This window comes from Paenibacillus sp. W4I10 (genome assembly GCF_030816325.1).
GTDB classification, from domain to species: Bacteria; Bacillota; Bacilli; order Paenibacillales; family Paenibacillaceae; genus Paenibacillus; species Paenibacillus amylolyticus_B.
This window is the reverse complement of record NZ_JAUSXX010000001.1, coordinates 6,761,257-6,774,007: the sequence shown is the minus strand read 5'-3', so window position 1 is coordinate 6,774,007 and position 12,751 is coordinate 6,761,257. Positions and strand designations below refer to the sequence as shown.

The 12,751-nt window shown below is 47.4% G+C and carries 9 protein-coding genes; 2 read left to right on the top strand and 7 right to left on the bottom strand.

Annotated features, from left to right (window positions below; all coding sequences use genetic code 11):
* Nucleotides 1–21 precede the first annotated feature (21 nt).
* The 4 genes from QF049_RS30385 to QF049_RS30370 all read right to left on the bottom strand — a co-directional run bounded on the left by QF049_RS30385 (nt 22) and on the right by QF049_RS30370 (nt 6,074).
* The gene (locus tag QF049_RS30385) at nt 22–1,521 is read right to left on the bottom strand and encodes an extracellular solute-binding protein (protein ID WP_124115653.1); all 1,500 of its coding nucleotides are present in this window, start codon (nt 1,519–1,521) and stop codon (nt 22–24) included.
* Nucleotides 1,522–1,583: 62 nt separating this feature from the next.
* Complete coding sequence (locus tag QF049_RS30380) at nt 1,584–2,456, bottom strand: carbohydrate ABC transporter permease (RefSeq protein WP_062835838.1); 873 nt, start codon at nt 2,454–2,456, stop codon at nt 1,584–1,586.
* A gap of 45 nt (nt 2,457–2,501) precedes the next feature.
* The gene (locus QF049_RS30375) at nt 2,502–3,455 is read right to left on the bottom strand and encodes an ABC transporter permease (RefSeq protein WP_017686861.1); all 954 of its coding nucleotides are present in this window, start codon (nt 3,453–3,455) and stop codon (nt 2,502–2,504) included.
* Nucleotides 3,456–3,737: 282 nt separating this feature from the next.
* On the bottom strand, nt 3,738–6,074 hold the full coding sequence (locus tag QF049_RS30370) for an AraC family transcriptional regulator (RefSeq protein WP_307542724.1): 2,337 nt from the start codon (nt 6,072–6,074) through the stop codon (nt 3,738–3,740).
* Between the two features lie 525 nt (nt 6,075–6,599).
* Between QF049_RS30370 and QF049_RS30365 the strand changes: the two genes are divergently transcribed.
* Entirely contained in the window at nt 6,600–8,603 is a 2,004-nt protein-coding gene (locus tag QF049_RS30365; RefSeq protein WP_307542722.1) for an endonuclease MutS2, read from the top strand.
* A 139-nt stretch (nt 8,604–8,742) separates the two neighbouring features.
* Entirely contained in the window at nt 8,743–9,000 is a 258-nt protein-coding gene (locus QF049_RS30360; RefSeq protein WP_307542720.1) for a cysteine-rich CWC family protein, read from the top strand.
* Between the two features lie 61 nt (nt 9,001–9,061).
* Here QF049_RS30360 and QF049_RS30355 read toward each other — a convergent pair whose 3' ends face one another.
* Genes QF049_RS30355 through QF049_RS30345 form a run of 3 tightly spaced genes read right to left on the bottom strand, consistent with a single transcriptional unit; the run spans nt 9,062 to nt 12,737 of the window.
* On the bottom strand, nt 9,062–10,207 hold the full coding sequence (locus QF049_RS30355; RefSeq protein WP_307542718.1) for a mannitol-1-phosphate 5-dehydrogenase: 1,146 nt from the start codon (nt 10,205–10,207) through the stop codon (nt 9,062–9,064).
* Nucleotides 10,204–10,638: a PTS mannitol transporter subunit IIA gene (locus QF049_RS30350; RefSeq protein WP_017686856.1), complete on the bottom strand. Its 435-nt coding sequence runs from the start codon at nt 10,636–10,638 to the stop codon at nt 10,204–10,206. Before QF049_RS30350 ends, QF049_RS30355 begins: the two co-directional genes overlap by 4 nt.
* Nucleotides 10,635–12,737: a BglG family transcription antiterminator gene (locus QF049_RS30345; protein WP_307542715.1), complete on the bottom strand. Its 2,103-nt coding sequence runs from the start codon at nt 12,735–12,737 to the stop codon at nt 10,635–10,637. Before QF049_RS30345 ends, QF049_RS30350 begins: the two co-directional genes overlap by 4 nt.
* Nucleotides 12,738–12,751 lie beyond the last annotated feature (14 nt).

Sequence of the window (12,751 nt, the reverse complement as noted above, 5' to 3'; positions counted from 1 at the left end):
CAAACCTCCGCTTCCGGCTCTTTATTGAGCCTGTTTTTTGTAATCTTCGGCATATTCCTCACGAATCTTGTTTCCACCCGCATTGCCCCAATTCTCGATTTCCTTTTCCCAGCCACTTCGATCGATCTTGCCCATGATGTATTTGGTCTGCGCATCGGCAATCACCTGATCCAGATCCGCACCACGGTCACCATACGTTGGAGAATACAAAGTCAGCGCAGGGTTTGGCACAGCGTGCTCCGCAAGTTCCTTGGCAAGTGCCGTACCTTTTTCACCCAGTTCGGTATCCTTCAATTTCGGTACGTTATACCCTTCGACATAAGGAAGGTTGTCACGGTAAGGTTTCACTTCACGCTGGAATGCATCGAAGTCACTCATCTCCACCTGATCTTCGCCCACTTTGGTGTAATGTTTGTCTTCCATACCACGCATCAACAGGGTAGCCATTTCAGGGTCCATCAGTTTATCCAGGAAGGAGAGCAGGTTCTTGAGTTCTTCTTCCGATTTCACCGTCGATTTAGGGAATGCCAGAATTCCCGAATTACCCGTCTGTCCTGCAACACGATCTCCGTTCGGCCCAAGCAAACCAGCGATGTCTACCACACCATCCGGATTGTTTTTGGACAGACGCTCTTGCTGACTTTTTCCATTCTGCGCAACACCAACACGGATACCCACAACGCCGGAATCATACTTTTTCTCCGCTTCTGTAGAGTCGAATACGGCAAAGTCCTGGTTCAGCAGTTTCTCGTCATACAAACGTTTCAGCAGATCCAGTACCTGCATATATTCCGGTGTCATGAATTCCGGCGTGAAGCTGCCATCCTCCTCGACCTTCCACTTGTTAGGTGCACCAAAACTTACGCCAAGACGCGTCGTGAAGGAATATTGGTCCTCATTATATTTTTTGAAAAGCATCAGTCCAAACGTATTATCCTGACCATCTCCATCCGGATCAGAGGTTGCCAGTGTTTTAATCGTCTCATACCATTCATCCGGTGTGGTTGGCACCTTAAGATTCAGCTTCTCGAACCAGTCCTTGCGATAGATCACGGTAGCTCGCGCAATATCGGAGAAAACAGGAACCCCATAGATTTTGCCCTCTACCTTGATGTTGTCAAAAAAACGCTCGTTCTGTGCCGACAGATTTTTGTAGTCTTTCAGCAATGGGCCCACTTCCCAGAACACGTCATTACGCATCGCGCTGGTCACCGTTGGGTTATATTGCACTTTCACAATTTTCGGCATATCACTTGAAGCGATCATCACGTTAATTTTGTCATTATAGGCCGAAGCCGGAATCCACTGGATATCCAGTTTGGTATTGGTATACGCTTCAATCTTTTGCTGAACTTCATTGCCTTTGCTTGGCACATCACCCACCTGTGCAATGGCTATGGACACATTTTGTACGCCGCCCTCGGCAGCCTGACCCTCGTCTGATCCGCATCCTGCCAGCAAACCTGTCACCAGTGCCAGTGTGCTTAAAACAGCTACGGCTTTCTTTTTTGTTGCTTTCATAACATGAAAACCTCCCTTTTTTTATGCAGTCATAGTGAACTGACTTTGAACCATGTGACGACTCAACCTTTCACCGAACCCAGCATCACTCCTTTTGCAAAGTGCTTTTGCAGGAATGGGTATACCAGCATAATCGGGATTGTGGAGAATACGATAACCGCCATGCGAATGGTAAGCGGCTGGATCTCGGTCTCTTCGATACTTGTGTCTCCGATTCGGCTCTGTGCCAGAATGACAATCTCACGCAGCCAGACTTGGACAGGCCACTTCTCACTATCGTTGATATAGATAACAGCGCTGAAAAAACTGTTCCAGTGGGCCACCGCGTAAAAGAGTGAAAAGGTTGCCATGGCTGGCATGGATAACGGCAGTACAATCCGGAACAATACGCTGACATCGTTACATCCATCAATTTTGGCTGCATCCTCCAGTTCGTCGGGAATGGCCTGGAAGAAGTTTTTCAGTACGATCAAGTTAAAAGCACTAATGGCAGTAGGCAGCATCAGCGACCACAACGTATCCGTCAGGTGCAAGGATTTCACGACAAAATATGTTGGAATCATCCCGCCACTGAAGAGCATCGTGAACAATACACCGAGCAAAATGGGCTGGCGTCCACGTAGGTATCTTCTGGAGAGCGGATAGGCCATAAGTGACGTAAACAGCAGGTTAATGAAAGTACCGATCACCGTAATATAGACCGATACACCCAGACTGCGAATCAAAGTATCTGTAGAGAAAATGTAACGGTATGCCGCCAGAGAGAACTCTTTTGGAAAAAGAATGAATCCTCCCTTAGCCACTTCATGCGGACTGGTAAACGAGACGGCCAAAATATAAATGAACGGGATGACCGTCACGATTCCAATCAACAGCAGCAAGCCATGATTCACAAAATCAAAGATCCGGTTGCCCCACGTTTTATCCTGTTGCATCTTAATGTTCACTCCTGTCTGGTGAAGAACGTCTAATCCCGAGGGTTAGTAGACGCCTTCCTCCCCGAATTTTTTGGCCAGCGTATTGGCACCAAGGACAAGCGCCAGCCCAACGACCGATTTGAACAACCCGACAGCAGCACTATAACTGTACTGTGCCTGTGTAAGACCCTTCGTGTACACGTAGGTATCGAATACCTCGCCCACATCCCGGTTCGTCGGAGTCAGCATCAGGAAGATCTGTTCAAAGCCAGTATCCAGGAAATTGCCCAGACGCAGAATGAGCAAAATGACGATTGTACTGCGAATGGCCGGCAACGTAATGTGCCAGGTTTGGCGCCACCGATTGGCGCCATCAATCCGGGCAGCCTCATAGAGCTGTGTATCAACACCGGAAAGTGCTGCCAGGAAGATAATTGTGCCCCAACCGACTTCTTTCCAGATGGATTGTCCGACAATCATCGTTCGGAACCAACCGGGTTCAAGCAGGAACGCCACTTTTTGTCCAGTCAGGTTATAGAGCAATTCATTAATTGCACCACCCTCAGTTGTGAACAGCATGTAGAACACACCGACAACAACAACCCAAGAAACAAAGTGTGGAACATAAACAAGCGTTTGTACAAATCGTTTGAAGCGTTCACGGCGAACTTCATTCATCATGAGTGCCAGTACAATCGGCAGAGGGAAAAAGAACACAATGTTATAAATGGCAAGTAAAAACGTATTCCGAAATAATGTCCAGAACTGCGGTTCTCCAAAGAAACGTTGGAAATGTTTGAATCCTACCCAGTCACTTCCCAAGATGCCTTTGTAAGGCGTGTAATCCTGAAAAGCCATCGTGATGCCATACATGGGTATGTATTTGAAGATAACAAAGTAAAGCACACCCGGTATTAACATGATATACAGCCACCGGTTTTTGATAATGTCCCTCCACAGCAGGTTTTTGTCACTGCGGGTAGCGGGCCGTGTTCGAGCCGCCGTTTCGGCTTTCATATTGTCTTCCTCCCCACATTGGAAACGATTACAAAATATCACTTCCTGAATTCATGTCTTCATTGTGGAGGATAAACCAATGACTGGCTATCATCTCCTTTTAGCCTTTTGTTTTTCCTTATGTAGCAAGGGTTTAGCTCATTTCCCTCATAGAATCTAACAACGCAATGAACTGCTTTCAACCTCTATATTCCTGTCTTAACTTCATGGAGAAAAGCGGTCTTCACCCTACACCTGGACATGAAAAAGCCTGCCTGCCATGGCGGGCAGAGCAGGTTTTTTTTATCGCTGCTGCTCCCGGTACTTGCCGGGGGTTGTTCCTGTGATTTTGCGAAACGTACGGATAAATGCGGTTGGATTGGTATAGTTTAATTTCTCGGCAATCTCCGATATTTTAAGATTTGTTGTTTGCAGCCAGGTCTTCGCTTTTTCCATACGATACTCTGCAAGATATTCCGTAAAATTGACTCCAGCTTCCTTCTTGAATACCCGACTTAGATAGACAGGATGAAAATTAAGCTCAGCGGCACAGGCTTCCAGCGATAATTCACGGTCATAACGTTCCTCGATCAAACGAATCATGCGTCTCGCAATGTTCATGTATTGGGATTCTTCCTGTTCTCGCCAGAAACGGATGACTGGCAGGAACAGTCGCTTGCGGAACCAATTGGTCATTTCGTCCAATGTGGACAACTTCAGCAAATGTGACATGGATGCTTTTTCACCCAGTACTTCAGCCACATCTCCACCTTGCTCCTGCACAAGCTGATATACACGAGACAATAACTGAACCATAATGACGGGGTATTCACTGAAATGAAGCTTCTTGTCTGCAAGCAGCCCCAAATATTGCTTAAAGTAGGTGTCCGTTTTCTCTTCATCTCCTTGCTTGAGCGCAGACGCGAGCTGATCCTCGATCATACGTAACTGGGTATACAACGCGGCCTCCATCTGACCACGTGGCTGTATATCCTCATAATGCAAAATAATACGGCTGCCCAGACTTACCCGGCCCTGCAGAGCCTCTCGGCTCTCTTGGACCGCTCTTGGTGTATCGCCGATACAAGCGTAGGAACGGCTGATACCGATACTTACGGGCAGATTCAGATAAGTCACGACACGTTCGCGAATCCAGTCTGCCTGGGTATGCATCCATTCCTTCAGCTTCACCTCATCCGTGAGTTCGGAGGCAAGTACGGTGACCTGAGCATCATCCAGCATGACCGGGGTGAACCGAACTGCCGAAGGAAGGAGCTCACCTACCATATTGTTGACAGCAAACAGCAGCAGATCGCGATCCTGTTCCTCATATCGGGTCCCTTCCAAGGTATCGATCTGGAGCATAAGTACACCAAGACTCGCCCACCCTGTCGGGAAATCGTACATTTCTCCCTGATATCTGAAATCTTCTTCCGAGATTTTACCTGTTAGCAGTTTGGTCATAAAAAACTCTTGAAGATGCACATGCTGCCCCTTCATCTGCTCACGCATCGTTTTCTCCGAACTGAACAAGGTTGACAATTGCTCCTCAATATAGATAAATTCATCCTGACGGCGTCCTGATGGAGTAACTGGAGAATCCAACCCCTTCGTAAATTGCAGCAGTCTGGAAATCGGTGAATACATCCGCCGACTGCCGTATATAGCGACTAATCCCGTTACACATAACATGACCAGTGTAGCAACACCGGTAACCAATGCAATTTTCTGTGACTGGGCCGTGATCTGTCCAAGAGATACAACGGACACGTATAACCAGCCATTGAGTGGAGATTGCCTATAGCTAACCGCCACTTGGTTACCTTCCACCTCTGCACTGAAGAAACCTTCTGGCTCCCCCGTCGTTTGCACCATTTCATGAATTTCCTTATTCAGCGCGTCATATTTCTCGCCTTGCTGCATATCGTTCAGAAAATACTTTTGCTCCCGATCCAGAACGTACATATCTCCAGAATTCTTATTTCGGCTCAAAAACGTACTCAGTTCCGTATCGGCGATATCAATCACAAGAAATCCCTTTGGTTTCACATTGGTTGGTATCATCGGAATTTTGAATACCATACTGACCACATTATCCGATGATATAAGGGCAGGTGCCTGTTCGGGTGTCAGTTCACCCATGCCAGCTGAAACGGGTACACTTTCTTTGGCTGAACTGGCATTCTGAGTAACCCAGAACAGGCTGTTAGTGTAGGTCAGATAAGAACCAATCCGGTCCCGAATGCTGAAATCATCCAATTTGCCAAAAGAACGCATCGAAACAACCCAATCTTCGTCTAGATTAACCAGATAGGCTTGGTCAATGTTCGTAACCGCTTGCAAGTTGTTAAAGCCTGACGTCAGGTCACGAATCTCTTGAAATTCGCTGCTGTCCAGCGGTTTCTTCATCGCTTGAAGTACCAAGGGCGAATTGACATACTGGATGGATGATAATTGCAGGCTGCGCAGAACTTGTTCTACCCGCATTTGGGTCTGATGCAATATCTGAAGGTTGCTTTCACGTACTTTCTGTTCAATGTCACGTGATGCAATCGTATACGAGACCGAACCAATAACAATGACTGGAAGGGCTCCGAGGATCAGGGTAAAGCAGAGCAAACGCAGTAAATACTTAGGCAAGAAGAGCATCCTCCTTTATACGTATGTTTATTAAATTAAATCGCTTTCATTGGATTATTTTACTATTGTTATTTTAAAACCCATTCTTATTCAAGTCCACTCATTTATTCTAAGGTTGACTTCAAACCAATTTCCAGTATATATTGGTTGCATATTCCTCAATCAAAGGAGAGATTTTTAATGTCGGTGAATGTTCTTAACTAACCAAGTTTCATATTCAGGAGTTTGGCCTTTCATTGCGCTTGTGCCCATATGGCATACGTGTATTTCATGATGCGCCAGATCCCTGTACTTAGTTAAGAACAGCGGATATCATAAATCGCCTCCGGGATTGTAATTGTCCGGGTCTATTTCCGCGCTGTGTTCAGCGCGGATTTTTTAATATAGACCTGTAGTGGACTTTGCTTTCCCATATGTTTAGGGCGGAGAATGACGTTTGTTCATTCTCCGCCCTTTTTGCGTTTTCCAGGAATATGTTTCGCGTGCTAACTGCAATCCCAATTCAAATTCAAGGAGAGATTACGCATGAATGAGAACACATTAAACAGTCTGGGTTATCCACAAATTCAAAAAAACGTTGCAGACTGCGCCCTGTCTTATCTGGGCAAACGTTATGCCAGAGAACTGAAACCGATGGTAGATGCTCACCTGATCCAAATTCGCCTGGAAGAAACAGCAGAAGCTGCTGCGTTGATTCGTTTTGGCGCCAGTATCCCCCTCCCTTCACTGGACGGAATGGAGACCATTATGGATCTGCTTGGCACCGGTTATCTATTCAGTGAACGTGACTTCAGTCATCTCGCTCAGTTCCTGCGGAGCTGTGCACAGCTTATGAAATACATGGAGGGCAAATCCGGGGCCGCTCCCACCGTCAGTCGTTATGCAGCATCCATGATTCTGATCGAACCTTTGCTGAGTGAGATCGAGCGTTGCATCCATAGTGGACGCATTCAGGATCAAGCAAGCAAGGAGCTGACTCGTATTCGCAAAAAAATGACCGTGAATGAGGAACGTATGAAACGAAAGCTTGATTCTCTGGTGAGTAAACATCGTTCCATTATGCAGGAGCATGTCATCAGCCAACGTGGAGGAAGAACCGTTCTGCCCATTAAGAAAGAGTTCCGTAAACAGGTGAAAGGCAATGTACTGGATGAATCCGGGAGCGGGCAAACCGTATATATCGAACCTGTTGAATTAGTAAGTTTACAGATGGAATTGGCCGCTCTACAAGCGGAGGAGTCTAGAGAGGAGATGAGAATTCTCGGTGATTTAACCTCCCTGGCCGAATCGTATAACCGTGAAATCGCCCTCAACACCGAAACGGTAGGTGTATTGGACTTCCTGTTTGCCAAAGCAAAATATGCGGCCACCATGGACGGACGTACCGTTCGAGTCAATACACAGGGCCACATCAGCCTTCAACGTGCACGTCATCCCTTCATGGGTTCATCCATGGTTCCACTTGATTTTGCCATCGGCAGAACGTACTCGTCGCTCATTATTACCGGCCCGAATACCGGTGGTAAAACGGTCACACTCAAAACGCTAGGTTTGCTCACCCTGATGATGCAATCGGGTTTGCTTATTCCGGTGGAGGAAGGTGGCGAGATGGCTGTTTATACCGAGGTAGCAGTTGATATTGGTGACGGGCAGAGTTTGGAACAGGCGCTCAGTACATTCTCTGCACATATTCGCAATATGATTGGCATCCTGGAACAGGCCAATACGTCAACTCTGGTGCTCATTGATGAGATGGCCTCCGGCACAGATCCCGGTGAAGGTGTCGGACTGTCCATCGCCATGCTGGAGGAACTGCACAGCCGCGGAGCAACCGTTGTGGCGACAACGCATTTTGGTGAAATCAAACATTTTGCTGCGGCCACGCCAGGATTCGAAAATGCTCGTATGGAATTTGACACTGTTTCTCTCCAGCCGCTGTATCGATTGCGTATCGGAGAAGCTGGTGAGAGCTATGCTTATTCCATCGCATTAAAGCTGGGCATGCCACAGCGAATTATCGAGCGATCCAAGTCCCTGTCGGATCAAAGTATTTCGAGAGATCGTACATTGGTGTTCACGTCACCTCCTTTGGAAACTCCGACCATGACGCCTGAGCGTTCCGTTACAAAAGCAGACGACCCAGTAGAGTTATCCAGGAAGAACCAGTCGAAGCATTCAAAGAATTCAATCGCTCTCCACAAAAAGACAACAACCAGAGAGTCGGATTCTCCTGCTCCTGCCAAAACTTTTCGCAAAGGAGATCGGGTATATGCAGCCTATCTTAATCAGTCGGGCATCGTCTGTGATGTGGAGGATAGTCGTGGAAATATCGGGGTCATGTTACGTGGACGCAAAGTAAAAATCCATAAGAAACGCCTGACCCTGCATATATCTGCCAATGAGCTTTATCCGGGTGACGATTATGACTTGGACATTGTGCTAGAAACAAAGGAAAATCGAAAGAAACGTAAGTTGATGGGACGCAAACATGTGGAAGGCCTACAGATCGAATTACCGTCTGAAGAATAGTCGATGGGAGAAACAGATGTGGTGAACTGGAAGTCATATATACAGAGTGAAATCCATAATCACCGGCACATTTCTGTTATACTGGGACCAGTATGTTTAACTTCAGCTCGTAGCTATTCCACAGGGAGGGAAGAACTGTATGTCTGCAGAAGCAGAACAAGACGATCAAGAGCACATCCATATCGATGTTCTTGTCTGCCCATTATGCGGGGAAGCTAATCGCTGTTCCTATGCCGCAGGACATCCTCATTCGGAATGCTGGTGTAACCGGGCTACTTTCCCCGAGGGTGTGTTTGACCGCATTCCGCCAGAGCAGCGCCGAAAATCGTGCATATGTCAACGCTGTTTGGATGACTATGCCGATAAACTCCAACAAAAAGAAGAGCCACACAGTTAACAACTGTATGGCTCTTCTTCCATTATGTCTCATCTATACTGTTAGCTGGCTACCACTGTTCTTACATTTGGTTATACTGGGCAACAGCCTGTTCAAGCACCGGATGATGCTCATCCATGGACGTATAATGGTGGAGGGTTGCTGTAATTCCCTTCTCGCGGATCATGTTCTGCAGTTCAACTGCTTCCGGATCATCGGAGACATCGAACTTGCAGGCTGCTGCCATACCCATAGCCAGATAAGTCGTATCAGTTCCATCCGCATATGCCTGAAGGGCCGGGCGAACCAGACGATCATTCGGAGACAACTTGCGCAGCGGGGAACGACCAACACGAGTAACCTCATCGGTAAGATACGGGTTGACAAACCGTCCCAATATTTTGACAATATACTGCTCATGCTCGTCAGGATTAAATCCAAAGCGCTTCACCAGAACTTTTCCAGTTTCCTGCAAAGCACCGTAGACAATCGATTTCACCTTCTCGTCGGCAATAGCCTTCTGAATCGTGTCATACCCGTGCACATTACCGATATATGCTGCAACGCAGTGTCCTGTATTAACCGTGAACAGCTTCCGTTCGATATACGGCTCCAGATCATCGACATATACAATGCCCTCAACCGGTTTGAATGCAGGAGCCATCTGGGAACGATCCACCACCCACTCGTAAAAAGGCTCCACCTGTACATGCAACGGGTCTTCATGATGCTGAATAGGCACAATCCGGTCTACGGCCGAGTCTGGAAAATAGACAAACTGATCTGCAAGGGAACGTACTTCTTTATTGAGCAGAGCATACACATGCTCTTTCAATTGTGTACTGGCTCCAATGGCGTTCTCGCAAGCGATAATGTGAAGCGGGTTTTGAGCAGGACCGGAATTCAGTCTTTTCTCGAGTCCCTTTGCAATCCCTGGTGCAATATGTTTCAGCACACCCACACCCACTGCGGTTGTAATCAGATCAGCTTCCACAACGGTTTGGGCAACCGTCTCCAGTTGGGTTCCATCGATTGCATTTACGCCTGTGACGGTCTCCTGATCCTTGCTCTCGTTAGCCAGTTCCACCGTATATTGCCCCCGTTGCTGAAGAGCGGTTACCAGGGTCTGATTCACGTCGGAGAAAACCACCTCATACCCTGCGCGGGACAGAATCAAGCCGATAAATCCGCGTCCAATGTTACCTGCGCCAAAGTGTAGGGCCCTCATAGCTCCATTTCACTTTCCAGAATAGCGATTACTTCTTCGGCTGTTTTCGCCAGACGCAGGGCCTCCATATTCTCATCCTCAGCACAGATCACCGCGATGCTAGTCAAGATTTCCATATGCTCCCCGCCTTGAGCCGCGATACCAATGACCATATAAGCCTTTTCTTCGCCAAAATCAACACCCTGTGGATACTGAATGACAGAGATACCTGTGGATAAAATGAAAGCTTTGGATTCCTTCGTACCATGAGGGATCGCAAGTCCGTTCCCTACATAGGTCGAGACAATCTCTTCTCGTTCAATCATCTTCTCAATGTAATCAGCGGTAATATGTCCCGCATCCTTCAGAATCTGCCCTGCCATACGAATCGCTTCGTATTTGTCCTGAGCCGTCGCATTCATGATGACTTTATCTGTTGTTAACATACTCATAATGGTTGACCTCCAATTTCGGTTTTACTGCGATAAAATCCAACAAGTTCCTGGGACAGGTAATGAATGAGTTCATCCCTGATTCCCTTTTCCAGCAATGTAATCATTTCTTCCTGTAATAACAGTGCGCTGATCTCACTGAGAACCTCCAGGCTTTCCTTGGATAATTCTCTAGGACCGAGCATCAAGAGGACATGGGTAACTCCTGCCGGATCATCCGGCGTACGAAGGAGTGGCTCAGTGAGCTGAAACAAGCTGATGGACGGCCTGTAGATCCCCTCACTGCGTGTATGAAACAGCGCAAGTCTTGTACCGGGAATCTTCTGACTCCCCACTGCCTCACGTGCCTCCAACCGTTTCGCGACCTCCTCCGGTTCCTTCAACACACCAGATCCATGGAGTACGTTGCACATCGCATACACCGTTTTATAGAATCCGATATCCTGATTATCCAGCGGGTAGACCTGAAACTTGCCAATAATTCGGACGATTTCAACTAAAATAGCTTCCATTCCATCAGGGTCCGAGTAACGACTTGTTGTCTGAACCTCTGTCTCCCGCGGCTTGTGATGCTGTCGTTGTAACGTTGTTGTCCTAATAAAATGACGCAGACGTTCGCTCTCTTCTGCCGTAAGCAGGGGACTCACTTTGTAATACTGATGCTCATCCATTGGGAGATCAACAGTGGATAAGACCAGATCATATTGATCTGTAGGTATCCGGGCAGCTTCATACCAGGACACACTATCCATGATCCGAATCTCGGGAATCTCCTTGGACAATCGGCTGGAAAGCATGCGTGATGATCCAATTCCGCTTGTACACACGATGATCGCCCGGATCTCCCGTTTCAATGCACGTAACCTCTCGATGGAAGCCCCAAAATGCATAACCAGGAAACCAATTTCCTCATCCGGAACGTCTGTACCTGGCCAAGCTTGATGCACGGATTGTTTGACCTCTTCGAAGAGGGAATCATAATCCTTGCGAATCTGCTGCAGTAACGGATTACGAATCATCTGTTGCCCTTCAATTCGCTCCATGACAGGTTGCATATGACCAAGCAGACCTTCACGAAGTAAACGATCCTCATGAAAGGCATAATGCGTTCTAGCTTGCATCTGATCAATCAGAGAATGTACCCTGTCCAGTAAAATCAAGTCGTCTATTGGCAACAGCCTCGAAGAGTGAATTCGCTGCTCTGTCTCAACTAATAGTCTATGAAAATAAGCTTGCTCATCTTGGGAGAATGTCAGCCCCAGCTGGGTGGATAACACACCACACAAGCGGGATGCCATATAAGGTGGAACCTTCATCTCATCCTGCTCTGCGACTTCATCTCCCTTGTTCTCCAGGGGAGGTATGCGGCCAATGCCAATGCCTTTACGAATACGTACAACCGCGACGGATAATTGAATAAGCAGCTTCATGTATTGCCGTTCCGGGATGTTCTCCAGCCATTCGATGTCTGGTTGCCATAACGCATTTTCGATCGTAAGCACATCATCATGTCCGATCATATCCAGCAATTTTTGGTTTACGATGGAGCCCCCTTGTTCAGGTTGTCTTCCGAACAGGTCGGACTCATCCAGAAATTCCAGAGCAAGTGCAGCTATGGCTGTGCGATGAATCGTCTCACTTCCGTTAATCTTGACGCCATATCCACGTCTACGAACCAGCTTTAGTCCCGCCTGACGAATCCGTGACTCCAGATCGTCCAGATCAGTGGTTACGGTGGATACGGTCACTTTAAGATCCGAAGCCAAGGCGAGTAACTTTACAGGCTCCGGTTCATCCAGCAGGATGCAAAGCATGAAGAGCTTACGCTCTTCTGGCGTAAACTCTACATATTCTTTACCCTCTAGTTGCTGGCGCAATACAGCCAGATCATCGGAACTGGCATCGATTCGAATACCGGTTCCCGATTTTTTTTCCAGCCTCATGCCCAAAGGTTCAAGCCATTGTTCAATCATTTGCAGCTCCCGGTGAACTGTTCTGGTACTGACCTTTACTTCAACGGCGATTTCGCCGGCAGTGACTTCATGTGGATGCTCCAGCAGAAACTCCACGATTTCACGTTGTCTTTTGGTAATACTCATATCTCAGCCTCCGG